Below are 25,267 nucleotides of genomic sequence, written 5' to 3'. Positions count from 1 at the left end.
TATCTGCTCCGGGCTCCACCACCAGGCGAGTGTCAGCTCGACAAACTGGATGACATCGGCAGATAGCCGAGATTTGGCCGCACTGGCCCGTCGGTGGGTGGCGTGCTGATGCGCATTGTCTGGCTGGTAGCCCTGCGGCCCGGCGTTACGACGCAGCTCCCGGTAGAGGGTGGAGCGATGAACGCCAATGGCGCGTGCGGTGGCAAGGATGGACATCCCCTGTGCGCGAAGCACCGATAACTGGTATCGTTGCCCCTCGGTCAACTGCTGATAGCTCATGGTGATACTGCTTTTACTTTGGCGAGCATAAGGGTACCACCAATCATCAGTTGGCCACCTCTCGCCATTCATCCATGAGTGTCGCACTTATTATCTGAATTCCCGGTTCTTCGAGAATTACGAGATGCCAGGCCGCAAAATGAACCCTTATCGTGGCTGGGAAATATATGAGCGCGGTATTTATGACATATTGATCAACCTGCGCGACAACTATGGAAATATTCCAAGCTATATCTCCGAAAATGGCATGGGTGTCGAAGGGGAACACAGATTCATTGGTGAAGATGGTCAGGTAAAAGACGACTATCGTATCGACTTCATTCGTGGCCACCTCCAGTGGATTCATACCGCCATTGCTGAAGGAAGTAATTGCCGTGGTTATCACCTGTGGACCTTTATTGACAACTGGTCCTGGATGAATGCCTACAAGAACCGCTATGGATTCATCAGCCTTGATTTGGAAAGCCAGCAGCGCACCGTCAAGAAAAGTGGTGAATGGTTCGCCAACGTCTCTCGTAATAATGGATTTTAAGGAGTCATAAATGATGGATCTTGAAGAAGCAGTCATGGGCATCATCGTCAATGCCGGTCAGTCTCGCAGTCTCTGTTTCGAAGCCCTGCGTCAGGCTCGTGCTGGCCAGTTCAGCGAAGCGGATGCCTTGCTGCTCCAAGCCACCGACGCAGGGAAGGCTGCCCATGCCGTACAAACCAAACTGATTGAAGCCGATGAGGGCGAAGGCAAGACCAAGATGACACTGGTCATGGTACATGCTCAGGATCACCTGATGACCTCCATTCTGTGCCGCGAACTGGCCACCGAACTGGTCGAGATCTATCGCCGCCAAGCCAGCTGATTTTAACTCATCGGATCGGGAGTCCGTGCTTTTGCCACCGTGATATACGGTGGCTTTTTTTATTCTGGTTATACCAACCAGCCGTCATGTATTTCATACCTTTTCAGGCAATTTCAAAAATATGAAACTGTCATGACGCGATACCAGTATAAGTTTCAATATATGTTAATGGCTATTCTTATGCTGCTTGTAGTCATCAATAAAACACTCATTAATAAACACACAGGAATGTGGATAATATGCGTAAACTTGGACTGATGTCAGTATTGCTGATGGCGGGAGGATTATATTCCACTCAGGCATCGGCATGGTGGTGGAGCAATCAGGATTGGCAGGTCTCTGATGGTTGGCGTAATGGAGGGTCAGAATTCGACTGCACCTGGCGCGCCGCCAACGTCTGGATGGAGTCCGGCATGGCCATCCTCCATGCGAAATCCGACAAAGGAAACAAGAGCTGCGCTGAGCTGCGAACCTACAACTACACCCGCAAGGGTCGTTATGAGGTGCAGATGCAGGCAGGATCGGTGCCCGGCACCATCAGCTCCTTCTTTACCTATACCGGAGATGCAGGCACCAGCTCTCATTATGAAGTCGACATCGAGCTGATGGGGGGCACCAACCTGCTCCATACCAACGTCTGGATCCAGGGGCGTCAGTATCCTCAAGACATCGATTTAGGCAAGTACGGCATGTCAATCTGGAATATGGAGCGCTACGCCTTTAATATCGATGCAGCGGGTGTCACTTGGCAGGTGTTCAGCCGCACCCAGAACAAATGGGTGAGCGTACGTCGCGAGAGCCACCCCGTCACCAGCTGGATGCAGACGTTTGTGAATAACTGGATCAGCGCCAACCCGAGTTTCCCGCCCAGCTCCTACAACGGCCAGCCCGCCTACGCCAAATACAAGTACGCCAATGTGACTCCCTGGGAGTGATGGCTGACTGATATATACAAGGTGAAACTCTTCTACTTCAGGAATCACCCATTCATCAACACATCGCCTGAGACTAATGAACTGCAGAGCATGCTTTATAGACTAAGTGTCAGGAAGGGGTAAGGGATAATCTGTAAGCTTCTTTTACATCAAGTACAACGAAGAGAAGTACTGCTAGATGTCCAAAGTAGTTCAACGAGACAGTATGTCAGCCACCTTCGAATGGCATACTAAGTGGTATACTCAAAAACACCATATGAAAAAGCCCAACCTATTCAATAGGTTGGGCTTGGTATGTGGCGGAGAGACAGGGATTCGAACCCTGGGTGGCATTGCTGCCACAATTGATTTCGAGTCAATCCCGTTCGGCCACTCCGGCATCTCTCCGTGGGGAGAGAGTTTTACCCAAGCTGGGCCGAGGATGCAATAAAAATTTCTTAGATATCAAATGGCTGAATCAGCTATCTGGGAGCAGGCTCACAATGCGGCGCGTGCTGTTCGCGTTGCCAGGCCACCCTGCATCCACCCGACATTAACCCGCTCGCACATCCGGCCATTATCCATATCGTGACATTCCCCCATTGCCATCAGGCGTCTCTTTTTCCTGCTTGGCGCTCAAATTTATGGGTGATGCCGATTTTTGGCCGGTTTCCTATGTATCCCCACATCATTGCTTGTGCGCAGCAAGCTGGTAATCATGGGCTGATTGAGGAACAATCGCGCCATTCTGGCGGCTGTATTGATGATGTTCCGCCCCGATTGAACTGATGGATCTTCTTATGCGATTGCCGAAACTCAAGCCCCTACCCTTAACGCCCGCCCTTTCCATGCTGCTGGCAGCGATCCTGCTCTGCGCGGCGCCGGCAGAGGCCAAACGCTACCCGCTGCCACCAGCCGGGAGTCGACTCATCGGTGAGCTGGAGGATTACATCATCCAGCAGAATGAACATCTGGAGCTGGTTGGCAAAAATACGCAAATTGGATTTTTGGCGCTGCTTGAGGCAAATCCGGGTGTAGACCCCTATTTACCCAAGCCGGGCACCCGCTTGACGCTGCCCACCCAGATGCTGCTGCCTGATGTGCCTCGCGAGGGGATCGTCATCAATCTGCCCGAACTGCGCCTCTACTACTTCCCCAAAGGGAAGAACGAGGTCATCGTGCTGCCCATCGGGATTGGCGATATCGGCCGCGAGACACCCGAGATGACCACCACCGTCATCGAGAAGAATCCCAACCCGACCTGGGTACCCGGCCCCATGGTGCGCAAATCCTGGCTGGAGCAAAAAGGGATCACCCTGCCCGCCGTGGTGCCCCCCGGCCCGGAGAATCCCCTTGGCAAGTTTGCCATGCGCCTTGGCTATGGCAAGCGCGACTACCTGATCCACGGCACCAACAAGGATTTTGGCGTTGGCCTGCGGGTAAGCGCTGGCTGCATCCGGCTGCGACCTGACGATATCGAGGCCCTGTTCAAGATTGTGCCGATCGGCACGCCGGTGCGGGTCATCAATCAACCGGTCAAGGTCGCCATCGAACCGGATGGTCGTCGCTGGCTGGAGGTACACTCCCCGCTCTCCCGCACCGAAGAGGAGCTTGAAAATGGCGCCCCGCTGATGCTATCACCGGCCGTAGAAAGCTTTATCAGCGCACCTGATGTGATGCAGGATGAGGTGACGGCGGCGCTGGAGAGCAAAAATGGCCTGCCCCGCCCCATCAGCAGCCAACTTGTCAGTGGCTAAGTCACCAGCGCCCGAGTCACACCGGAGTCACCTTACCTCATGAAATTCCTGCCCCTCCTACTCCTGTTGGCCTGTCACTCCTTGTGGGCCAAAGACATTCTCTGGATGAACAATGGCGATCGTCTGACCGGCAACATCGAGGAGGTGACCGAACAGTCGGTGCGCATCGCCCTGCCCTACAGCGGCGCAGTCACCGTCCAGCGGGAGGCCATCAAACGCTGGCGCATCGATAAAGAGGACAAACCCAAGGCAACGGCAAAGAGTGGGCTCAAGCTGTTCGAGGATGACCAGGATGAACGCAACGCCTGGCTATGGACCGGCAGCGGCGATCTCAATGTCAAACTCAAACAGAATGACAAGCAGACCAACAACGTCAACCTCAAGTGGAAAAGCGAGCTGGCCAATCTGGACTGGCGTTACAGCTTCTCCGGTGAATATACCTATGAGACCGCTGACAACGTCACCGACAGCCATGATTATCAGCTCAACCCTACGCTGGACTACTTCTTCAACCAGCAGTGGTTCTTGCGCACCTCACTCGATGCCGAATATGACATGCTGGATAAAGATCGCTATCTCTATATGGACTATGGCTCGGGGCCGGGCTACCGCTTCTGGAACGACAAACGCCGCCGACTGGAGCTGATGGCCCAAGGGGGATTAAGCCGACTCTACTTCCGTGAAGATAGCGAGGTTCCCAAGATTTTTCTGGGTGAACGGGTCATTGACTACCCCTTCGCCGGTTTTAACTGGGATTATCGCCAACCTTTCTCCCTCTGGCAGGAGAAAATGGAGCTGTTCAGCCAGGGGCGCTATCTGAAATATCTGGCACAAGCCTCCCCCTATTTCACCCGTAATCAGGATCTGAAAGGCAGCATAGGATTGCGCTACTACTTCAACGACCATCTGCGCCTCTCCTGGTCGAGTGAGCTGGATTGGGAAGATGCTGACATCCTTGTCGACACAGGCAGCCCGGAACCCCGGGAGAGCGAATTAAGACACCTGCTCAGCCTTGGCGCCAGTTTCTAGCCTCGGATCCCCAACACGCAAAGAGGAGCCAAATCGGCTCCTCTTTGCTTTAGGCGAACAGGCTCGCTAGATCAGCCCCCAAGCGGCAATCTGGTAGATCCACACCATCGCCAGCAATGTGCCGACCAATCCCATGATGACGCCGATGCGCACCATCTGGTGACTCTCCACCAGACCGGTGGCGTGGGCCAGCGCATTGGGCGGGGTACTGATGGGCAGAGACATCCCGAGCGAGACCGAAATGGTGACCGCCAGGATCAGGGTATGACTGCCGCCCCACTCGGCCAGCTCCGGCATGCTGACCGCCAGTGCCGCCACCAGTGGCAGCAGCAGATTGGCGGTTGCGGTATTGGACATAAAGTTGGCCATCACCACTGCCAGCAGACAGGCGCCGACCAGCACCGCCAGCGTGGAGTATTCGTGGAACGGAATATGGGTGATGAGCCGCTCGGCCAACCCGGAGTCCTCCAGCGCCAGCCCCAGTGCGATACCGCCCGATACCAGCCAGAGCACGTCGAGGGAGATCTTGTGCAGATCGTCCTTGGTGATGATGCCGGTGGTCAGGAACACCGCTACCGGGATCATGGCGACCACGTAGGAGCTCATGCCATGCAGATCCCCGAGTAGCCAGAGCACTATGGTGGTGATAAAGGTGAGGTAGACCACCCAGGCGCGAGGGGTCTGCATAAAGCGCCCCTCAATCTTGAGATCCATCCGCTTGAGGGTGCTCGGGAAGAAGCGCCCCAGCAGAAACCAGCCAAGCAGCAACAGCAATACCACAAAGGGTACCGCAAATCCCATCCACTGACCGAACGAGATGGCATGCTCGCCGGTCAGGTATTTGAGGGCCACTGCGTTGGGCGGAGTGCCGATGGGAGTGCCGATCCCGCCGAGGTTGGCCGCCAGTGGAATGGCCAGCACAAAGCCGATTTTGGCCGGGTCCTTGTCGGGGAACGCCGCCAGCACCGGGGTAAGGATGGCCAGCATCATGGCGGTGGTGGCGGTATTGCTCATGAACATGGAGAAGGTGGCGGTGATCAACATCAGCCCCAGCATGACGATCCGGGGATCCTGACCGAACGGGCGCAGCAGCACCCGCGCCAGATTGACGTCCAGATGGTATTTGGTCGCCGCAATAGCGAGGAAAAAACCGCCGAGAAACAGCATGATGACCGGCGAGGCAAAGGTCGCCATCACCTCGGTGGACTTGAGCAGCTCACCAAACCCCGGTTCGGCCTTGTCGGCAGTCATGAACCAGAGCCCCTTGTCGGAGAGCAGCAGCAGCTCCAGCACGATGATCAGCACCGAGGTAGCAAAGATAGGGATGGGCTCCAGGATCCAGCAGAGGGCGGCCAGCACGAAAATGGCCACGACCCGCTGCTCGATGACGGTGATCCCCTCCAGCGGGATCCACTGGGTCGGGATCAGCAGGATGGTGAGGCTCAGCAGCAGTGGCAGAATAATCTTGTTATTGATGGGCACTATTGTCTCCAGGATCGGGAGTAAGAAGCCAATAGTGGCATAAAATGCTATCGCCTCACGCGGCCAACTCGCCAAAATGAGAGCTGGCTAACTGCACGGCGCACCGTTTTGTGAGTCATATCAAGCTGGGGTCGGCGCACTATGGCTGACGCCTCAACCCTTGCAACAAACAGGCAAAAAAACGGGCCCGCTGTTCGTTGCACACGACAGCGGGCCCGTTTCACCATTCATGCCGATGAGGGAGCTCAGAAGTAGATGCGGGTCACCGACTCGATGACGCAACCCGGGCGGCGGATCCCTTCGATCTCGACCTTGATCTCTTTGAGCAGCTCCAGCCCACCCTTGATGGGGGTGACCCGGGCCAGCTTGGTGCGGGCGCGGATGTTGCTGTCCACCTTGATGGGGTACGGGAAACGTACCTGATCCAGCCCGAAGTTCACCACCATGCGGGCGGTCGGGAACTCGGGGGTGGCCTCGTCGACCGAGCCAGTCAACTGTGGCAGCAGCGCCAGGGTCAGGAAGCCGTGGGCTATGGTGGTCTTGAAGGGCGACTCGGCGGCCGCGCGCTCCGGATCGGTGTGGATCCACTGGTGATCCCCGGTCACTGCAGCAAACTGATCGATCATCTGCTGGCTGACGTGCAGCCACTCGCCGACATGGGTCTCTTCACCAATGCGAGCCTGCAGGGCGGCATAGAGCTCGGCCGCCTCGGCCCCCAGCTCAACAGCGGGTTCCTGAGCCACGGCAGGCTGACCGTTGGCTACTTGTGCCACGGTTGCTGCATCCTGTTGCTGATCGCTCTGGGACTCGGCTTGCAAGTCAAGCACACGACCCAGCAAAGGGTGAAGATGTGCCTTTTGCTGAAACTCACGCCAGTAGTCGCGGATCGCCGGAGAGAGCCAATCCTTGAGCTCAAAGGGGTGCTGCGCCAGAATTTCGCGCTTGCGCTTCAGAAAATCGACAACTTTCATCTACCGATCCCTATTTGATTCAATGCCTGTAAAGAGGTCTAACCAGTCCTATTTTATTAAAGTTTCAGCTGTAAGTGCAAAAAAATCTCGGCGTACACCTGTACCAAGGCGGAAGTAACTACTTACACCATGTAAAACAGCACGATCTGCCAATGAGGAAATCGATTGCCAAAGATGCCGCCAGCAGGGGAAATTCGCGGGGCTCATCATGAAAAAAGGCCCTCATCGGGCCTTGTGGTGGGGAGTCAGCGCGCGCTCGACCAGCCGCTACGCAATCCCTCTTCATCCAGAAAGGACCAGGCGAGGATCCGGCTCACCTTGTTGCCCTGTGCCATGTCGATCACCCGTACCTGACGCGCCCCCACCCGGCTCAACGCCTTTTTCGCCCCCGGCAGGTTCTCTTTTTTCGACACCAGCGAGCTGAACCAGAGGCACTGAGTGGCAAACTCCTTGCTCTGGGCAATCATGTTGGCCAGAAACGCCGCCTCGCCCCCTTCGCACCAGAGCTCGGCCTTCTGGCCGCCAAAATTAAGCACAGGAGCGCCTGTCACCTCCTTGCCCAGATTGCGCAGCTTGCGCTCCGTCCCCTTGCTCGCCTCTTCCAGCGACGCATGGAACGGCGGATTGCACAGCGTCAGAGCGAAACGCTCCTTCGGCCCTATGATTCCGCGAAACACATGGTTGGGGTTACCCTGCAAACGACACTCAATCTGGTTGCCGAGTCCGTTGCTCTTGGCTAGCAGGGTGGCCGCCTTGACCGAGACCGGATCGATATCCGATCCAACAAAACGCCAGCCATATTCGCGGGCACCCAGCAACGGATAGATGCAGTTTGCCCCCACCCCGATATCCAGCACTCTCACCCCCTTGCCGGTAGGGAGCTGGCCTGCGCTCTCGGCCAACAGGTCGGCCGCCCAGTGCAGGTAGTCCACCCGTCCCGGGATAGGCGGGCAGAGGTAACCGGCAGGCAAGTCCCAGTGGGCAATCCCGTAGTGATGGGCCAGCAGGGCGCGATTGAGAGTTTTCACTGCATCGGGATCGGCAAAATCGATGGTGCAGGTGCCGTAGTCATTGATAAAGACATGAGCGGCCAACTCGGGAGTTCGCAGGCAAAGCGCCTCAAAGTCGTAACCCGCCTGATGGCGATTACGGGAGTGAAGTCCGGATTTACGGTCGCCCGACTTGGGGCCACCGGCTGATGGGATGCGGGGTTTCATGCTGAGCCTGCCGAAGAAAACGGGCCCACACTATAGTGATTTGACTCGGGAAAGTCTAAACGAGGGCAATAAAAAACCGGGCTATCGAGCCCGGTTCAAGTGAGGTTGGAAAAACAGTCCGTACTGCGAGCCGTTTGTCCAGCCTGACTCAGATATCGATCCGGCGAGCTTGCCAGAACTTGTTGCGCCAGTATTGGCTATCCAGCTTGGAGCGTGTCACACCGGCGCGAGTCGAGGCATGGATGAATTCGCCATTGCCGACATAGATGCCAACGTGGTTGAGACGACGATTGATTTTGAAGAAGACCAGATCACCCTCGACCAGATCCTGCTTGGAAACGCGCGTCCCTTCATGGACTTGGGAGCGGGTATCGCGGGGTAATTCGATACCGACGGCATTGCGGAACACTTCACGGGCAAAGGCGGAACAGTCGATACCGCGCTGGCTGCTGCCACCCATACGGTACGGAACACCACGCCACTCTTTATATACAGTCAGGATTTCATTCACATCGGGTGTCTGGGAAGCTTCCGGTTCGATGACAGGTTCAACCATGGAAACTTCGATCTTGCTCGCGACCTCGGGTTGGGGTGCCGAGGCACAGCCCACCATTCCGAGCGCGACCAGCAGTAGCATCAGGTGGCGCAATCCTTTATCCCCGCTAAATAGTAAATTTTGTTAAAATACGGCCCCAAAGGGCAATTTATAAGGCAACAGCACCCGACTATATCCAAGAATTCTATCGAGGCAAGTGAAAATCCCTATCAAGCTCACATTTTTGCAAGGAAATGCACGATTTTTCATAATTAATGTGATCATGCCCAAACAATATACAATCGCAAAAAGAGCCTTGGGCCTCATAGATAACTGGCTTTTATCCCTGCTTCAGCACCTTTTTAAAGTGAAAAATCATGATCGAAACCGATCTTTTTTTGTTAAAACCGGCCAGGGTATGCCAGGAACTGCTTGCTCAATTGCCTGAATGGCTGTCAACCGATGAGCAGCATATCTGGCAAGCCATGACCCATCCTGAACGGCGTCAGGAATATCTGGTGAGCCGCGCCCTGCTGCGCCAGCTATTGGCCGAGCGGCTGCAACAACCCGCCGCCAGTCTGCAATTTTGCAACGGCCCCCACGGCAAGCCCCGACTGCATGATGATGCTTGGCAGTTCAATCTGAGCCACAGTGGCAGCTGGCTGGTGTTGGCGCTCTGCCCGCATGGACCGCTTGGGGTGGATATCGAGCTGGGCAAACGGCGGCATCATCCCCTCCCCCTGGCCCGCCGGTTCTATGCACAGAGTGAATATGAGTGGCTCTGCGCACTGCCTGCCCAAGAGCAGGAGAGTGCCTTCTACCGGCTCTGGTCGCGCAAGGAGGCGGTACTGAAAGCCCACGGTGGCGGCATAGCGGCGGGGCTGGAGAAGGTACGATTTATCCCGGAGGAAGGGTGGCGACTCGACAACCGGCTCGATGACACCCCTTATCAGGTACAGGATTGGCCCTTTGCCAGCGGCTGGCTCAGTCTCGCGGCGACGACAACCCCCGTGACCTTTTACCGGCTGGATGAGCGCTTGAATTGCCACTCGCTTAACCCCATGTTACTCAACACCCTTTCTGAAGAGTCCAACTCATGATCGTCGACATTACTCCCCAGAATTTTCACGCTGAACTTATCGATGCGTCCATGAAGAAGCCGGTCGTCATCTATTTCCATGCTCCGCAGATGCCGGAGTGCCAGGGGATGACACCGCTGATCGAATCACTGGTTGGGCCCGCCAATGAGCAGGTCACCCTGGCCAAGGTGGATATGAACGATCCCCAGTTGCAGCCGCTGGCCAGTCAGCTCGGCCTGCGCGCCCTGCCCGCATTGGTGCTGTTCCATCAGGGTCGCCCTGACGAACAGGGGATCATCGAAGGACCGCAGGATGAAGCCACCCTGCGCCAATATTTCGCCGCCTTCGCCCCCAAAGAAGAGGAAGAGTTGCTGGCCAAGGGGCAACAAGCACTGGCTGACGAGCAGCCCAGCATCGCCTATGCCCATCTGACCAAGGCACACCAGCTGGCTCCTGATCGTCACGACATCAGCCTGTGGCTCATTCAAGCTGCGCTCGACCTCAACCTGCTGGATGAAGCGCAGGAGCGCCTCGGCACCATCCCGATGGTGGCGCAGGATAGCCACTTCCATACCCTAAGCTCACGGCTGACGCTGGCCCAGCAAGCGGCAGACAGCCCGGAGCTGCGCGCGCTGGAAGCCCGTCATGCAGAACAGCCTGATGATTTTGCCCTGACTCAGGAGCTGGCGGTGCAATACAACCAGGCTGGTCGTCAGGAAGAGGCGTTGGGACTGCTGCTGGAGATCCTCAAGCGGGATTTGGCATTCGGCGATGCCAGAAAGACCTATCTCGATATTCTGGCGACCATGGGCAGCACACCGGCGGCACAGAGCTACCGTCGCAAACTCTATAGTCTACTCTACTGAGCGGAATCGAACTGGCTGGTAATGATGGGGGAGTGTCGGGAGACCGGCATGACCTCATGGGTCAAGTACGAAGAAGGTATTGTGGAAATAAGTTGCTGTGGGAATAGTGGAGATACGGTGAATTTCAGGCAAAAAAAAATGGCGCAAAACTGCGCCATTTTTTTCGCATGGATTACTTCTTGTAGGAAGTAGCCATGTTGTCGATGCGCTGGTTAGCACGCATAGCTTCTTGCTTGGCTTCGGCAACATCAGCAGCGATTTTGGACTGATCAGCACGAACTGCGCTAACATCTTGAGCCAGTTGGTCAACTTTGTTAGACAGATTCTGAACGGAAGTTTCCAGTTCGCTGGTGTTTGCACAACCGCCCAGCAGAGCGGACAGACCAACAACACCTACCAACAACAATTTTTTCATTTTTAAAGCTCCCTTGAACTCGCCAGACGTTTAGCAAGCGGCGTGATTATGGCACAAAAAAATCCTACTTTGCATAGTCCCCACCACAGATAAATGCATTAAAACCCTCATTTTTTTTTGAATGAACAGTTTTTGTCCAGATTCGTCTAAAAAATGAGTGCCGTGTGGTGGGGGCACGGACAAAGGTTAACCAAATTTTTGCCTTATTACAATTTCGTATGAGGCTCAGGCTGTACGTTCTGACAACAATTGACGATATTGCACCAGATCCTCGATGGTCAGCACCGGCATCTGGTGCTTGCGACCGAACGCAACAAGGTCTGGCAGACGCGCCATCGAGCCATCTTCTTTGGTCAATTCACACAACACACCAAACGGTTTGAGGCCAGCCAGCTGCATCAGATCGACCGTCGCTTCGGTATGACCACGACGGGTAAGCACCCCACCGGTTCGCGCCCGCAGCGGGAAAACATGACCCGGGCGATGCAGATCGCCCGGTTTGGCGCCGTCTGCGATAGCTGCACGGATGGTGGTGATGCGATCAGCCGCCGAGACACCGGTCGTGACCCCCTGCGCCGCTTCGATGGTCACGGTAAAGGCGGTCTGGTAGTGACTGGAGTTGGCCTCCACCATCATTGGCAGTTCCAGCTGGCGAACCCGCTCGTCGGGCAAGCAGAGGCAGACGATGCCGGAGCACTCGCGGATCATCAGCGCCATCTGTTCATTTGTCATGGATTGGGCGGCGAAAATGAGGTCGCCCTCGTTCTCCCGATCTTCATCGTCGGCCACCAGCACGCCGCCTCCGGCACGCAAGGCAGACAGCGCCGCTTCGACACGGGCAACGGGATCACCGAATTCACTGAGTAGAGACTGATTCATGGTAAAACTCCTAAACAAGACAAGGACCAGAATCAGGGCATGGAAAGGCAGACAGAGACGGGTATGCAGCGGCCAGCCCACAAGGGCCAAAACGGCAAGGTCTGTCTTATCCTCTTTCATCCGGACTATGACCGTCGGCTCCGGCATCTCACCGGATCTGCTGACCCCGACCTGGCAATCAGCCAAGTCGGGCGCTCGCGGGCTCCCCGAGTCAATCGGGATACCGCCGGTGGGGAATTGCACCCCGCCCTGAGAATAAGCGCAGACAGCCTAAAGAAAAACGGTTGCAGATACCAGCCAAAATCCCCTTCTGGCTGAAAAGCGTTTCAACATTGCGCACGGGATCCCGCTCTGCGGCCTGCTCGCCAGCGTGCGAGGCCATGACTGGCGAATTTCTTTATGGCGCGGATCGGTTTATGGCATAGTTCCCGAAACAAAAAACAGGGCCCGAAAAGAGAGCCTGAACAACGCTGCCGGCGCAGACAGCAGCGCCAACACCACAAACGGAAAATGACAGAGATGGAAAAGAAAATACTGCTCACTGATTGCCCGGATGCCAAAGGGCTCATCGCCAAGATCACCAACATCTGCTACAAGCATCAGCTCAACATCATCAAGAACGATGAGTTTGTGGATCACGAGAATGGCCGCTTCTTTATGCGTACCGAGCTGGAGGGGCGCTTCAACGACGAGACCCTGCTGGCCGACCTCGATGATGCCCTGCCCATCGGCGCCCAGCGCCGTCTGGTCAAGGCAGGCAAGAAGCGCATCGTCATCCTGGTGACCAAAGAGACCCACTGCCTCGGCGATATTCTGATGAAGAACTACGCGGGCGCGCTGGATATGGATATCGTCGCGGTGATCGGCAACTACGACACCCTGGCCGAGCTCACCGGCAAGTTCGATATCCCGTTCCACACCGTCAGTCACGAGGATCTGAGCCGGACCGAACATGAGGAGCAGGTTCGCACCATCATCGACAGCTATGAGCCTGACTATGTGATCCTGGCCAAGTACATGCGGGTGCTGACCCCGAGCTTCGTCGAGGCCTACCCGCGCAAGATCCTCAACATCCACCACTCCTTCCTGCCCGCCTTCATCGGTGCCCGCCCCTACCGGCAGGCGTTCGACCGTGGCGTCAAGCTGATCGGCGCCACCGCCCACTTCGTGACCGACGATCTGGATGAAGGCCCCATCGTCGAACAGGACGTGATCCACGTCGGTCACGCCTTCAGTGCTGACGACATGGCCAAGGCGGGTCGGGATGTGGAGAAATCGGTGCTGAGCCGCGCGCTGGAGCTGGTACTGAACGAGCGGGTGTTCGTCTACGGCAACAAGACGGTGGTCTTCAAGTAATCCGCCCACACGGCACGTATGCAAACGCCAGAAACAACAACGGCTCCCGCGGGAGCCGTTGTTGTTTCTGCGCCAAATATCAGAGCGGCAGATCGTTTACCGTCACCGCGCCCTTCTCCAACTTCAGCTCGGAGGTCAGCACTTGCTTGTCGGCCTTCAGATAACCCATCAGGGTCAGCTGATCGAGCATGGGGGCCAGTTGCGGCACCGCCTTGCCCAGCTTGTCGCTGAGGTTGGCATGCAGCACGCCGGAGAGGGCCTGCATCCCCGCGTCGCTGTTGAACAGCTGCTCCAGCGAGGTAGAGGCCAGCTTCACGTCCCCCTTCATGGTCACCGCTTCACCGTTGAGCTTGGCGCTGAGATCGGCCAGTTCAAGGGTCGCGCCACGTTTGAGCATCTTGTCCAGCGCCTGCTGGATGGCAGCATCTTCAACCCCCTTGCCACCGGCGGCCTGCAGCCCCTGATACCCTTCCAGATCCAGACCGTTGAGGTTGAGCGCCAACTTGCTGTCGGTCACCGCCAGCGTGTCGGTCTCGTTCTCCAGATCCAGCTTGGCAATTTTCATCTGATAGCTGCTGGAGAGGGTCTGGGCATCATCACCGGTCAGCTGAGTCTCGGTAGTCATCCCCTGCAGGGCAACCTTGACGCTGTCAGGAAGTTGTACCGTGAGGGCCGAGAGGGTCATCTCGCTCTGGGGCGAGAGGAGCACACCGCTGATCTCGGCAATGTCGGCACTCCCTTTCAGATCGGCCAGCACCAAGTCCATCTTGCTCTGCTCTTCATGGACCGTCATCCCCTGCCAGGTCATGGTGAGGTGACCATTCCCCTCCAGATTGCCGTGGAACTCGCCGCTCAGGGGCAGGAAGCTGAACTCGTCCAGCCCCTGTTTGATCTTGAATTCATTGGCCCAGAAACGGCTGCTGTTACCCTGGGTCCAGAGACTGGTGACCGACTCCAGACCGAGTTCCCACTGCTCCATGTCCAGTGCGGTAAAAACCGGCGCTAGCGTGCCATTATGGGTATCGAGCAGGAAGTGGCTCTTGATGTAGAGCGGCAGGATCTGGCTCTTGACCACCAGTTGCAGTTCGATAGGCTGACTACCCTCCAGCTCGCTGTCGATGGCAGCCAGCTCCTCCGGCGTCACCACGACCTTCAGGACCCCGTCACGGGTGAAAAGGTTGCTGCTACCCGGCAGCCACTGCATGTCGATGCCAGTCTCTTGCTCTACCTTGGCGATCTGCTCCGCCATGATGTTGTCGAAGCTGTTGCCCGTGTACCAGCACGCAGCCAGACCACCACCTACCAGTGCCGCACCCACGGCGAGGGCCACTATCTTTTTCATATATCCATGTGTCTCCAGGGAGTTGTCACTGCACTCTACGGGGCGGACTCGGGGCTAGGCAAGTCCAATCAGATGGCGAGTCCACTTTCTTGCGGCTCGCCACAACATCACAGCAAGGGGCTGAAGAGATAGAAGATGTTTTCCATCGCCTTCTTGTACCAGGGGCGGGCCTGCCATTGGGCCAGGGTCATCGGGGTGGCTTCCGCCATATAGCCCTGTACCAGCCGGGTCATCTGGGCCACGAACGAGGGGTTATCCACCAGCAGGGTCACCTCGAAGTTGAGCCAGAGGCTGCGCCGATCCAGATTGACCGTCCCCACCAGCGCGAAGTCATCATCCACCAGCACGCTCTTGGTATGGAGCAGACCGGCATCGTAGCGGTAGATCTCCACCCCGGCTGCCAGCAGCTCCTCCATAAAAGCGTTGCAGGCATAATTGGCCATGATGGAGTCGTTGCGTGCCGGCAACACCAGCTGCACCTGCACCCCGCGCGCCGCTGCCGAACTGAGTGCGGCCGCCAGCGGATCGTCGGGCACAAAGTAAGGGGTCGTCAGCACCAGATGACTGCGCGCCTGATAGATGGCCAGCAGCAGGCTCTGCTGGATGCAGTCGCCGCCGACGAAGGGGCCGGACGGGATCAGCTGGGCGCGGTAGTTGGTCTGGGGCCAGGCTTCCGGCTCATGTTGCAGACTGTCGAGCAGCCGCTCGCCGGTCTCCATCTCCCAGTCCCAGACGAAGATCGACCACATCAGCGGCACCATGGGCCCCTGCACCCGGATCATGATGTCGACCCACTGGCCGACTCCAGCATCCTGCTTGAAGAAACGGGGATCCACCATGTTCATGGAGCCGGTGTAACCCACCCTGTCATCGATCACCACCAGCTTGCGGTGCATCCGCAGATCCTGACGCTGGAACAGAATGCGCCAGGCGCCGACCGGCAGCACCTCCACCAGCTTGACCCCCGCCTTGCGCAGCTTTTTGGGCCAGTGGGAGCGGAAGAACTGCTTGCTGCCCACCGAATCGAGCAGCAAGCGACAATCCACGCCGCGCTGCGCCACTTCAATCAGCGCCTCGCACACCTCGTCGGCATCGCCGCCCGGATGCCAGATGTAGAATTCCAGATAGCAGGAGAGCGTCGAGCGACGGATATCCTGGGCAATCTCGCGCAAGATCCAGTCCGGCTTGTTGAGCAAGGTCATGCGGTTGCCAGAGAGCATCGGCATGGCGAGCCGTCCCTGGATGAGATCGTGCAGCGGCAGTGCCTTGGCGCCCACTTCGCAGCAGTGCTGTGGGAACAGACGTGCCAGTTGGCGGATCCAGATGGCATAAGGGCGATACATGGCCTGGGCGCGCTCGGCACGGCGGCGCCCCAGCTTTATTTCACCAAACAGCACATAGAAGCCCACCCCGGCAAACGGAATGGCATAGATCAGCGCCAGCCAGGCCAGCGACACTCCGATGGGACGGCGTTTCATCACCACCCGAAACGACACCCCGGTGACAATCACGGTATGAAAAAGCAGTAGCAGCCAACCCAGAAAACGGGAAAACAGCAGTTGAAGATCGTGTTCCAGACCGTTAAACAACGGGGACTCCTTCTAATCGACAAACAGCGCGGTGGGCAGACCCCAACCGGCCGGGATGGTATGCTGTAAGGCAAATCCATTCTATCAGGTCGCACGCATGATCCTGCAATCTATGCTGCTCAGCCTGGCCATGCTAGGCCAAGGCTCATATGACATCAATGAGCAACAGATAAACCAATACCTGCAATCTCAGGTGCAAGTCGACAAACAGCTGGAGCTGCCGGGCATCATCAAGGCCCATGTGACGCTTGAGCAGAGCGATGTCCAAATCGGTCGCCAACGCCCCGATACCGCCCGGGTCTATGGCAAGGGCAAGCTCAAAATCGCCCTGCCAGACAATACCGAATATGACGCCCGCCTGCAGATGACCTATGAGGCGAGACCCCGCTATGACAAGAGCCAGAGCGCGCTGTTTCTCGATAACATGAAGCTGGTGGAGTACAAGCTGGAGCCGGAGGCGGCCGAGAAGAAGTTCGGGCTGATGCTCAACATGCTGCTGCAGAGCATGGAGAAGCGGCTCGAGACCAAACCGGTCTACAAACTCAATGACAAGGATCCGGATCAGGCCTGGCTGAAGGAGAATCTGCTGGGGCTGGAGCTGTCACCGGGCAAGATCCACCTGCTGACCAAACCCCGCTAAACCGCTCAATTCAGGAGGGGCTGGGTGGTATCCCGTACCAGCAGCTCCACCTGATAACCCTGCTGCTGCCGCTCGTAGAGGGAGAAGAGCGACCCGCTCAATTGATTGAGGGGCATATCGGCAAACCCGGCCTTGAGATAGAAAGGCTTCTCGAAGGGCAGCGCCTGACAGACCACAGGTTTGTCCAACAGACCGTGACAGGCGTGCTGCAGCAGCCGTGACCCCAATCCCAGCGACTGGTAGTGGGGCAACAGGCGAAAGCCGCACAGATGGTAAAACTCCTCCTCGTCCCGCAACCGAACCGCCCCCACCAGCCAGTGAGCATCACGCACGACAAAGATCCGCTCAGCCAGATCCGGCACATAGTGGGAAAACGTCGTCTCGTAATAGTCCCTGATAAGGGAGAGGTCGGCGTCGCAGTACTCTTCGAAAGTGAGTTCCATCGCCAGCTTGCTTGTCACAGACAAATCCTTTGATAATCAGTTATTAGTGCCAGATACGGTGCGCTAATCCGACCACATGACGCCAGCACGATAGCATGCCTTTCGTCAACAAAAAAGCGGACGTCATGGGCAGCTTGCTTACCCGGTGGAAGAGGCCATGACCCACCGCCTGACTGCCAAAACCGTGCTTTATGATGACAATCCTTTATTGCGGCAGATACTTTGATCCCGGTCACCGAATCGGATCATTTGCCCCCTGTTGGCCGCTTGTTCTGCCCTCGTCATGATGCTTTACTCAACATGGTCATCACAAGAAGGAGTATTAGGGTTGAAAGCATGGATGCTGGCAGGCCATATGTTGTTGATCCCCCTGAGCGGATGGAGCCAGACTCCCCCTCCCGCGGAGGTGATCTTCCTGACCGCCGCTCCCTCCCCCTTGCGTCCGAGCAAAGATGCCACACCAGTCCCACAACCCGACACCGCTCAAACGACAGCAGTCGCCACCAACGGCAAGAAGCAGATCCAGGTCTATAAATCGGTGCAACAAAACGGGGTGGTTCGCTACTCCGACATGGCGCCCGAACAGGGCCATTACGAGCTGCTGCTGTTCAACGACTGCTTCGCCTGCGATCCCAAATCCAGCGTCAACTGGCAGACCACAGGGCTGTTTCTCTATGACTATGCCAGCACCATCAAGGCGGCCGCCAAAACCTATCAGGTTGAGCCGGCGCTGATCCGGGCGCTGATCCATGCGGAATCCGCTTTCAATCCGCTGGCGGTCTCCCGCAAGGGGGCGATGGGGCTGACCCAGCTGATGCCCGCCACGGCGCGGGAGTTGGGGGTCGGCAATGCCTTGCTGGCGGAGCAGAATATCTTCGGCGGGGTGAAATACCTGGCGGGACTGCTCAAGCAGTATGACGGCAACGTAGCGCTGGCGACCGCGGCCTACAACGCCGGCGCGGGCGCCGTACAAAAATATGGCGGTATCCCGCCCTATGCGGAAACCCGTGCCTATGTGGAGCGCGTCCAGCTCCTCCACCTGCGCTACAAAGAGATGCTGCAGGCTAAAGGGCTCTGAGGTTAGCCTCGGTTAATGCTCTTTTCTCGCCCCTCCAGAAACAAAAAACACGCCCGCAGGCGTGTCGATACCACACTTTGTTTCGCAAATGATTACTTCTGCTCAGTCGCCACCAGGCGATAAGCCAGCGCACCCAGAATGGCACCGACAATCGGGGCAACCCAGAACAGCCACAGCTGGCTGATAGCCCAGTCACCGACAAACAGCGCAACACCGGTACTGCGGGCCGGGTTGACCGAGGTATTGGTCACCGGAATGCTGACGAGGTGGATCAGGGTCAGGCACAGACCGATGGCGATCGGCGCGAAACCGGCAGGCGCACGGCTATCGGTGGCGCCCATGATGACGAACAGGAAGAAACCGGTCATCACCATTTCGCATACGAGTGCGGCAGTCAGACTGTAACCACCCGGAGAGTGCTCACCGTAGCCGTTGGAAGCAAAACCGGCAGAGAGATCAAACCCGGCCTGACCGCTGGCTATTACGTAAAGCACGGCAGCGGCGGCAATGCCACCCAACACTTGCGCCACGATATAAGGCAGTACACCGGATGCCGGAAAACGACCACCCGCCCACAAACCGACGGTCACGGCCGGATTGAGGTGGCAACCGGAGATATGGCCGATGGCAAACGCCATGGTCAGCACGGTCAGACCGAAAGCCAGCGAGACCCCCAGCAGACCAATCCCGACGTGAGGGAAGGCCGCAGCCAGCACGGCACTGCCGCACCCGCCCAATACCAGCCAGAAAGTGCCCATAAACTCAGCAGCAACAGGTTTCACATTATTTCTCCCATTTGAGATAACACCGAACAAGACCCGAGAAGGGCCCATGCTTGAACAAGCGCAGCATTATGGGAGTGTGAGTCCAGATTGCGAACCCGGCAGGCAGGGCTCACTGAATGTGATATTCGTCACAATTTGTTGATTAGATAAGGGATTTGTCATTAAGACAGCTGGCTGCACGTCTCATGCTCAAGGGCGTCATGCGACAACTTGTGACACCGTTTAACTCGGTTGCTCATCCCTTGAGCGATAAAAACGGAGGCGTGGTCAGTCTCCTGCAGGGGCAAAACGGCTGACAACCAGCCCCTGATGCTCAATCCACTCCATAAACATGGCGACGGGACGGGCATAGACCTGACCATCCAGCTCGGATTGATAAATGACCAGCTGCTCCTGGGTTTCGGTATGCAAAGCCAGGGCAAGCACTTGATAGTACCCCCCCTTGAAGTGGCGATAGCGGCCTGGAACGGGTGCTTGCATGGGAAAACCTCGCAGAAGTGAACACCGATGAGCGAACCACATAAAGATGACACCATGAGTCCCAGTCAACTCATCGAAAAGGGGGACGAAGACGATTTTTTACACAAGCCAATCGTGCCACAGGATCCGGATATTGCAACACAGTCAGGCAGCTTTGTTAATTCGTTCCCCATGTTTCACTAGTTAACCTTGGTTAGCACCAAAGATCGTGCTGAATTTAACGTTCTAGCAACCCTGTTTTAGGGCTAAAAATCAGGGAATTCTTCTAAAAAGAGGATTGTTCTAGCATTCAATTCTGTGAAGAATAGGGGAAAAGAAATTTGATACTAAAAATCGCCTTTTTCGCCAACGCGTCCCTGTGGGGAAGGAATCACACTCACCATGTTCACAATCGACAAGTCGCACAAGCTCGACGATGTCTGCTATGACATCCGCGGCCCGGTGCATAAAGAGGCTCGCCGTCTCGAAGACGAAGGCCACCGCATTCTCAAGCTCAACATCGGCAACCCGGCCCCGTTCGGCTTTGATGCGCCGGAAGAGATCATCAAGGATGTGATCCTCAACATGCCCCTGAGCCAGGGCTACTGCGACTCCAAGGGGCTGTTTTCTGCCCGCAAGGCGGTGATGCAGTACTACCAGCAAAAAGGGATGCGCAAGGTCGATATCGACGACATCTACATCGGCAATGGCGCCAGCGAGCTGATCGTGATGGCGATGCAGGCGCTGCTCAACAATGGCGACGAGATGCTGGTGCCCTCCCCCGACTACCCGCTCTGGACCGCCGCCGTCACTCTCTCCGGTGGCCATGCGGTGCACTATCGCTGCGACGAAGGGGCTGACTGGTATCCGGATCTCGACGACATCCGCGCCCGCATTACCCCGCGCACCCGCGGCCTGGTGCTGATCAACCCCAACAACCCGACCGGGGCCGTCTACGGCAGCGAGTTCCTGCTGGAGGTGATCGAGATCGCCCGCCAGCACAACCTCATCATCTTCGCCGACGAGATCTACGACAAGATCCTCTACGACGATATCTCCCACACCAGCGTCTGCACCCTGTGTGACGATGTGATGGTGGTGACCTTCAACGGCCTCTCCAAGGCCTACCGTGCCTGCGGCTTCCGTCAGGGCTGGATGGTCATCACCGGCCCCAAAGGCCGTGCCCGCGGTTACATTGAAGGGCTGGAGATGCTGGCCTCCATGCGACTGTGCGCCAACGTGCCGATGCAGCACGCCATCCAGACTGCGCTTGGCGGCTACCAGAGCATCAACGAGCTGATCCTGCCGGGCGGTCGCCTGCGCAAGCAGCGGGACAAAGCATGGGAGCTCTTGAACGAGATCCCCGGGGTCTCCTGCGTCAAACCCAAGGGGGCGCTCTACATGTTCCCGCGCCTCGACCCCAAGGTGTATGACATCCGCGACGATCAGAAGATGGTGTTCGACCTGCTGCAACAGGAAAAGCTGCTGCTGGTACAGGGCACCGGCTTCAACTGGCCGGCGCCGGATCACTTCCGGCTGGTGTTCTTGCCCCGCGAAGAGGAGCTGGAGGATGCCATCGGCCGCCTCGCCCGTTTCCTCAAGGGCTACAAGCAGTAAGCAAGGCTCATGAAAAAGGCTCCCGCGGGAGCCTTTTTGTTATCTGTCGTTTTCAATCCGCACCATCAGCCGTGCAGCAGGGCACCGGCCACCAGCACCGCCATGGTGATGAGGGCTACGCCGATGATAAAGGGCAGCACCCAGCGCACGAAACGATCGTAGGGGATCTTGGCCAGCGCCAGACCGGCCACCAGATGGGCGGCGGTGGGGGCGAACAGGTTGATCCAGCCGGAGGCGGACTGATAGGCGGTGATCACCAGATCCCGGGAGATACCGGAGAAGTCCGCCAGCGGCCCCATCAGCGGCATGGAGACGGTCGCCAGCCCCGAGGTGGAGGGGATGAAGAAGCTCAGGATGATGTGCACCAGATAGGCCATCAGGATGAAGACCGATGAGGAGAGTCCGGTCACCAGCCCTTCGGCCCAGTGCAAAATGGTGTCGATGATGACACCCTGCTCCATCACCACATAGATGCCGCGCGCCACCGCCACCACCAGCGCCACCCCGATAAGATCCCGAGCGCCGCTCAGGAAGGTGGCCACATAGTTGGATTCCGGCATCCGGTTGATTAGCGCGATCAGAATGGAGGCGCTGAAGAACAGGGTGGATAGCTCGTCAAACCACCAGCCAAAGGTGGGCAGCACGTCGATCCCCAAATCGGACCAGGGCACCACCGCATAGATCATCAGCAGGAAGGTGCCAAAGAAGACCAGCATGGTGAGCTTCTGCTTGCCGGTGAAGGCGAGGTTGCCGCTCTTCATCTGGGAGAACTCGTCGTCATAGACGATGTCGGCCAGCACGGAGCGGGACTTGTCCTGCTGCACCTGCTTGGCGTAGCGCATCACGAACCAGGAGGCGAAGATCACCAGCAGCAGCCACTGGATGACCCGCAAACCGATCCCTTCGCCGATGGGGATACCGGCAAAACCGGAGGCAATGCCGGTGGCAAACGGGTTGACGGTGGAGGCAAGCACCCCGACCCCGGAGCCAAGCAGGATAATCCCCGCCGCCACCATGCGATCAAAGCCCGCCGCCATCATCACCGGCACGATCAGCGCCCAGAAGGCCACCGTCTCCTCCGCCATGCCGAAAGTGGAGCCGCCGAGGGCAAACAGGGCGATCAACACAGGAATTAGCAGCCGCTCACGGCCGGCAAAGCCGCGCACAATGGCCCCCACCCCGGCATCGAGCGCACCGCTTTGCATGGTCACCGCGAGAAAACCACCGATGATGAGCACGAACAGCGCTACGTCGGCCGCCTTGTGAAAGCCCTGAATGGGGGCCTTGAGCACCTCGAATACCCCTTGCGGGTGGGCGGGTAACTCGGTGTAGCTGCCGGGTACAGGCAACAGCCGCTCGTCGCCGCTGTAATCGGCCACGGCCGCTGCCGCCACCGGCTGCTGGGTCTTGGCGGTGACATAGTCATATTTGCCCGCTGGCAGCACCCAGGTGAGGGCGGCCATCAGGGCGATGATAATAAAAAGCAGGGTATAGACAGTGGGAAGTTGGCGCTTCTTGGGCGCCTCGTTTGGAGTGGTCATAGCTTCCGTTCCTCGGCAATGCCGTCTGTGATCCGATCAGCGCAAGACTAGCGGGTTTGATATGGGGAAAAGGTGATCGCTGATAATAAAATTCCGCAAATTAGCGGGATTTTTGCCAAAAAAACAGGGCCCCGCGGGGCCCTGTTTTCACTTGAGTCAGACTCAGAGCTCGACCACGTCGAATTTCACGTCCGGATTTACATCCGCATCGTAATCGACCTCGTCCAGACCGAAACCGAACAGGCGCAGGAACTCCTGCTTGTAACCGGTGTAATCGGTCAGTTCGGAGAGATTCTCGCTGGTGATGGATGGCCACAAGTCGCGGCAGGTCTGCTGCACATCTTCACGCAGTTCCCAGTCATCCATGCGGATGCGAGCCTGCTCGTCCAGCGCCATGTCGGACGCGTAGAGACGGGTGCGCATCATGCGATCCACCTGCTCCATACAGCCCTCGTGAATGCCCTTCTCCTTCATGATCTTGAAGGCCATGGAGATGTAGAGCGGCATCACCGGAATGGCAGAGGAGGCTTGAGTCACTACGGATTTGAGCACGGCCACGTGAGCGGTGCCGCCCTTGGCAGCCAGATCGCCACGGATGGCGGCAGCGGCGCGGTCCAGATCTTCCTTGGCGCGGCCCAGGGTGCCGTGCCAGTAGATTGGCCAGGTCAGATCGGTACCGATGTAGGAGTAGGCCACGGACTTGGCGCCGTCAGCCAGCACGCCGGCATCGCGCAGGGCAGCCATCCACAGCTCCCAATCCTGACCGCCCATGACGGTGATGGTGTTCTGGATCTCTTCCTCGTTCGCCGGCTCGACGGTGGCGGTGATGATCTGATCCTTGTTGGTATCGATGGCGGTGGTGGTGTAGACCTCACCGATCGGTTTCAGGGCAGAGCGCACCACTTCGCCGGTTTCCGGCATCTTGCGCACCGGAGAGGCCAGGGAGTAGACCACCAGATCGATTTGACCCAGATCCTGCTTGATGAGCTCGATCACCTTGGCGCGGCACTCGTTGGAGAAGGCATCGCCGTTGACGCTCTTGGCGTAGAGGCCCGCCTCTTTAGCGGCCTTGTCGAAGGCGGCGGAGTTGTACCAGCCGGCGGTGCCGGTCTTGGACTCGGTACCCGCTTTTTCAAAGAAGACGCCGAGGGTGGCAGCACCGCTACCGAAGGCAGCCGCAATCCGGGAGGCCAGGCCATAACCGGTGGAAGCGCCGATCACCAGCACCTTCTTGGGACCATTCTCGATGGTGCCCTTGGCCTTGGTATAAGCGATCTGGCGACGAACATTGGCTTCACAGCCGACCGGATGAGTAGTGGTGCAGATAAAACCGCGAACCTTGGGTTTAATAATCATATGGGGTCTCGACACCGTGTAATGGATGAAATCGGGGCATAAGATACCTCATCTTGCCGCGATAAGGTGCTCTGATGTGTTGAACTGCGGCAAAAATGGGCATCCGAAGGTGGCAATCATGGTCCATGCCATGGTGCCACCTCACGGCAGCTAGCAGGCAATGCGGGTGATGTGGCCATCCTGCAGCTTATAGAAGGCATCTTGCGGCAACTCCTGTGACCAGATCGCCTCATAGTCGAGATCGGCATAGACGCCGCGCAACATGGCACCAAGCAGGCCGTGGGAGATAACGATGGCCCGCTCGGCGATGGCAGGATCCTGCAACCACTGGTGTGCCCGGCGCTGAATGCTCTCGAAGCTCTCGGCCCCCGGTGCCTGCAGATACCAGTCCCCTTTGCCGGTATCGAGCTCGGGGTGGGCAAGGCGCAGCGCCGGTATCTGGCAGCTCTCCCACTCCCCCATGCCCAGCTCCATCAATCGATCGTCCCAGACGATGCGATCCGCCGCCAGCCCCAACTGCTCGCACACCAGCAGCGCAGTCTGACGGGCACGCCCGAGCGGGCTGGCATAGACGGTCCAGCGGGCGGGATCCGCCAGTTCGGCGGCAAGGCGCCGCCCCATGGCGATGGCTTGTGCCTCCCCCTTGTCGGTCAGATCGGAGTTGCAACGCCCCTGCAGACGCTGCTCGGCATTGAAGCGGGTCTGGCCGTGGCGCAGCAGATAGATGAGTCGAGACATGATTTCTCCAGCACGTTCAGAGAGATAGAAAAATAAGGGGGACGAT

25 protein-coding genes, 1 tRNA gene, 1 pseudogene and 1 riboswitch are annotated in these 25,267 nt (G+C 57.6%); of the genes and pseudogenes, 11 read left to right on the top strand and 16 right to left on the bottom strand.

Going from position 1 to position 25,267, the window contains the following annotated elements; translation table 11 throughout:
- Window positions 1–279: transposase (locus AB5Y97_RS03685; protein WP_368157254.1), on the bottom strand; the 279-nt coding region annotated here is incomplete at its 3' end.
- 109 nt (window positions 280–388) lie between these two features.
- Here AB5Y97_RS03685 and AB5Y97_RS03680 point away from each other — a divergent pair.
- From AB5Y97_RS03680 to AB5Y97_RS03670, 3 genes and pseudogenes are all read left to right on the top strand, one after another.
- Window positions 389–811: pseudogene (locus AB5Y97_RS03680) on the top strand (family 1 glycosylhydrolase); the annotation flags it as partial.
- A 10-nt stretch (window positions 812–821) separates the two neighbouring features.
- The gene (locus tag AB5Y97_RS03675; protein ID WP_010673336.1) at window positions 822–1,133 is read left to right on the top strand and encodes a PTS lactose/cellobiose transporter subunit IIA; all 312 of its coding nucleotides are present in this window, start codon (window positions 822–824) and stop codon (window positions 1,131–1,133) included.
- Between the two features lie 239 nt (window positions 1,134–1,372).
- Complete coding sequence (locus AB5Y97_RS03670; RefSeq protein ID WP_123172734.1) at window positions 1,373–2,068, top strand: family 16 glycosylhydrolase; 696 nt, start codon at window positions 1,373–1,375, stop codon at window positions 2,066–2,068.
- 297 nt (window positions 2,069–2,365) lie between these two features.
- Here AB5Y97_RS03670 and AB5Y97_RS03665 read toward each other — a convergent pair.
- A tRNA-Ser gene (locus AB5Y97_RS03665) sits at window positions 2,366–2,455 on the bottom strand.
- Between the two features lie 440 nt (window positions 2,456–2,895).
- Here AB5Y97_RS03665 and AB5Y97_RS03660 point away from each other — a divergent pair.
- Window positions 2,896–3,804 carry a L,D-transpeptidase family protein gene (locus AB5Y97_RS03660; RefSeq protein ID WP_234920628.1) on the top strand — a complete coding sequence of 303 codons (909 nt, stop codon included), beginning with the start codon at window positions 2,896–2,898 and terminating at the stop codon, window positions 3,802–3,804.
- Window positions 3,805–3,843: 39 nt separating this feature from the next.
- The gene (locus AB5Y97_RS03655; protein ID WP_100653368.1) at window positions 3,844–4,833 is read left to right on the top strand and encodes a DUF481 domain-containing protein; all 990 of its coding nucleotides are present in this window, start codon (window positions 3,844–3,846) and stop codon (window positions 4,831–4,833) included.
- 66 nt (window positions 4,834–4,899) lie between these two features.
- Here the strand turns inward: AB5Y97_RS03655 and AB5Y97_RS03650 are convergent, their stop codons facing one another.
- From AB5Y97_RS03650 to AB5Y97_RS03635, 4 genes are all read right to left on the bottom strand, one after another.
- Window positions 4,900–6,315, bottom strand: a complete 1,416-nt coding sequence (locus tag AB5Y97_RS03650; RefSeq protein ID WP_144712418.1) for a DASS family sodium-coupled anion symporter — start codon at window positions 6,313–6,315, stop codon at window positions 4,900–4,902.
- 245 nt (window positions 6,316–6,560) lie between these two features.
- Window positions 6,561–7,286, bottom strand: a complete 726-nt coding sequence (locus AB5Y97_RS03645) for a MaoC family dehydratase (RefSeq protein WP_201947863.1) — start codon at window positions 7,284–7,286, stop codon at window positions 6,561–6,563.
- Window positions 7,287–7,531: 245 nt separating this feature from the next.
- On the bottom strand, window positions 7,532–8,503 hold the full coding sequence (rlmF, locus tag AB5Y97_RS03640) for a 23S rRNA (adenine(1618)-N(6))-methyltransferase RlmF (RefSeq protein ID WP_201947861.1): 972 nt from the start codon (window positions 8,501–8,503) through the stop codon (window positions 7,532–7,534).
- 148 nt (window positions 8,504–8,651) lie between these two features.
- The gene (locus AB5Y97_RS03635; RefSeq protein ID WP_005334331.1) at window positions 8,652–9,140 is read right to left on the bottom strand and encodes a C40 family peptidase; all 489 of its coding nucleotides are present in this window, start codon (window positions 9,138–9,140) and stop codon (window positions 8,652–8,654) included.
- 275 nt (window positions 9,141–9,415) lie between these two features.
- Here AB5Y97_RS03635 and AB5Y97_RS03630 point away from each other — a divergent pair, with 275 nt between their 5' ends.
- Both AB5Y97_RS03630 and AB5Y97_RS03625 read left to right on the top strand, forming a co-directional pair.
- The gene (locus tag AB5Y97_RS03630; protein WP_201947859.1) at window positions 9,416–10,138 is read left to right on the top strand and encodes a 4'-phosphopantetheinyl transferase superfamily protein; all 723 of its coding nucleotides are present in this window, start codon (window positions 9,416–9,418) and stop codon (window positions 10,136–10,138) included.
- Window positions 10,135–10,983 carry a tetratricopeptide repeat protein gene (locus tag AB5Y97_RS03625; RefSeq protein ID WP_201947858.1) on the top strand — a complete coding sequence of 283 codons (849 nt, stop codon included), beginning with the start codon at window positions 10,135–10,137 and terminating at the stop codon, window positions 10,981–10,983. The genes AB5Y97_RS03630 and AB5Y97_RS03625 overlap by 4 nt, the downstream gene beginning before the upstream one ends.
- Before the next feature lie 172 nt (window positions 10,984–11,155).
- Here AB5Y97_RS03625 and AB5Y97_RS03620 read toward each other — a convergent pair whose 3' ends face one another.
- Both AB5Y97_RS03620 and ribB read right to left on the bottom strand, forming a co-directional pair.
- Entirely contained in the window at window positions 11,156–11,398 is a 243-nt protein-coding gene (locus tag AB5Y97_RS03620) for an Lpp/OprI family alanine-zipper lipoprotein (protein ID WP_005334342.1), read from the bottom strand.
- A gap of 225 nt (window positions 11,399–11,623) precedes the next feature.
- Entirely contained in the window at window positions 11,624–12,277 is a 654-nt protein-coding gene (gene ribB, locus AB5Y97_RS03615) for a 3,4-dihydroxy-2-butanone-4-phosphate synthase (protein ID WP_103251965.1), read from the bottom strand.
- Between the two features lie 104 nt (window positions 12,278–12,381).
- Window positions 12,382–12,538: riboswitch (FMN riboswitch) on the bottom strand.
- A gap of 258 nt (window positions 12,539–12,796) precedes the next feature.
- Here ribB and purU point away from each other — a divergent pair.
- Window positions 12,797–13,633 carry a formyltetrahydrofolate deformylase gene (purU, locus tag AB5Y97_RS03610; RefSeq protein ID WP_005353303.1) on the top strand — a complete coding sequence of 279 codons (837 nt, stop codon included), beginning with the start codon at window positions 12,797–12,799 and terminating at the stop codon, window positions 13,631–13,633.
- A gap of 79 nt (window positions 13,634–13,712) precedes the next feature.
- On the opposite strand, the gene AB5Y97_RS03605 is transcribed toward purU, so the two are convergent.
- Together AB5Y97_RS03605 and cls are read right to left on the bottom strand one after the other, a co-directional pair.
- The gene (locus AB5Y97_RS03605) at window positions 13,713–14,975 is read right to left on the bottom strand and encodes a DUF945 family protein (protein WP_201947854.1); all 1,263 of its coding nucleotides are present in this window, start codon (window positions 14,973–14,975) and stop codon (window positions 13,713–13,715) included.
- 107 nt (window positions 14,976–15,082) lie between these two features.
- On the bottom strand, window positions 15,083–16,564 hold the full coding sequence (gene cls / locus AB5Y97_RS03600; RefSeq protein ID WP_201947853.1) for a cardiolipin synthase: 1,482 nt from the start codon (window positions 16,562–16,564) through the stop codon (window positions 15,083–15,085).
- Window positions 16,565–16,661: 97 nt separating this feature from the next.
- On the opposite strand from cls, the gene AB5Y97_RS03595 reads away from it, so the two are divergent.
- The gene (locus AB5Y97_RS03595; RefSeq protein ID WP_005353308.1) at window positions 16,662–17,204 is read left to right on the top strand and encodes a DUF1439 domain-containing protein; all 543 of its coding nucleotides are present in this window, start codon (window positions 16,662–16,664) and stop codon (window positions 17,202–17,204) included.
- A gap of 5 nt (window positions 17,205–17,209) precedes the next feature.
- Here the strand turns inward: AB5Y97_RS03595 and AB5Y97_RS03590 are convergent, their stop codons facing one another.
- Complete coding sequence (locus AB5Y97_RS03590) at window positions 17,210–17,647, bottom strand: GNAT family N-acetyltransferase (RefSeq protein ID WP_263086345.1); 438 nt, start codon at window positions 17,645–17,647, stop codon at window positions 17,210–17,212.
- 340 nt (window positions 17,648–17,987) lie between these two features.
- On the opposite strand from AB5Y97_RS03590, the gene AB5Y97_RS03585 reads away from it, so the two are divergent.
- The gene (locus AB5Y97_RS03585) at window positions 17,988–18,725 is read left to right on the top strand and encodes a lytic transglycosylase domain-containing protein (protein ID WP_201947878.1); all 738 of its coding nucleotides are present in this window, start codon (window positions 17,988–17,990) and stop codon (window positions 18,723–18,725) included.
- A gap of 92 nt (window positions 18,726–18,817) precedes the next feature.
- On the opposite strand, the gene aqpZ is transcribed toward AB5Y97_RS03585, so the two are convergent.
- Together aqpZ and AB5Y97_RS03575 are read right to left on the bottom strand one after the other, a co-directional pair.
- Window positions 18,818–19,507 carry an aquaporin Z gene (gene aqpZ / locus AB5Y97_RS03580; RefSeq protein WP_005334357.1) on the bottom strand — a complete coding sequence of 230 codons (690 nt, stop codon included), beginning with the start codon at window positions 19,505–19,507 and terminating at the stop codon, window positions 18,818–18,820.
- A 270-nt stretch (window positions 19,508–19,777) separates the two neighbouring features.
- Window positions 19,778–19,990, bottom strand: a complete 213-nt coding sequence (locus tag AB5Y97_RS03575) for a DUF1653 domain-containing protein (protein WP_201947850.1) — start codon at window positions 19,988–19,990, stop codon at window positions 19,778–19,780.
- Between the two features lie 381 nt (window positions 19,991–20,371).
- Here AB5Y97_RS03575 and AB5Y97_RS03570 point away from each other — a divergent pair, with 381 nt between their 5' ends.
- Entirely contained in the window at window positions 20,372–21,586 is a 1,215-nt protein-coding gene (locus AB5Y97_RS03570; protein ID WP_005334367.1) for a pyridoxal phosphate-dependent aminotransferase, read from the top strand.
- 65 nt (window positions 21,587–21,651) lie between these two features.
- Here AB5Y97_RS03570 and AB5Y97_RS03565 read toward each other — a convergent pair whose 3' ends face one another.
- The 3 genes from AB5Y97_RS03565 to AB5Y97_RS03555 all read right to left on the bottom strand — a co-directional run bounded on the left by AB5Y97_RS03565 (window position 21,652) and on the right by AB5Y97_RS03555 (window position 25,221).
- Window positions 21,652–23,127, bottom strand: coding sequence for a YfcC family protein (locus AB5Y97_RS03565; RefSeq protein ID WP_005334369.1), 1,476 nt, complete (start codon window positions 23,125–23,127; stop codon window positions 21,652–21,654).
- A 162-nt stretch (window positions 23,128–23,289) separates the two neighbouring features.
- Window positions 23,290–24,483, bottom strand: coding sequence for an enoyl-ACP reductase FabV (gene fabV, locus AB5Y97_RS03560; protein WP_005353312.1), 1,194 nt, complete (start codon window positions 24,481–24,483; stop codon window positions 23,290–23,292).
- Between the two features lie 150 nt (window positions 24,484–24,633).
- Window positions 24,634–25,221 carry a histidine phosphatase family protein gene (locus AB5Y97_RS03555; protein WP_368157253.1) on the bottom strand — a complete coding sequence of 196 codons (588 nt, stop codon included), beginning with the start codon at window positions 25,219–25,221 and terminating at the stop codon, window positions 24,634–24,636.
- Window positions 25,222–25,267: the final 46 nt, after the last annotated feature.

This window comes from Aeromonas sp. R10-2 (genome assembly GCF_040908445.1).
Taxonomy (GTDB): Bacteria; Pseudomonadota; Gammaproteobacteria; order Enterobacterales; family Aeromonadaceae; genus Aeromonas; species Aeromonas veronii.
Note: the sequence above shows the minus strand (reverse complement) of the source record. Positions and strands in the feature narration are given on the sequence as shown.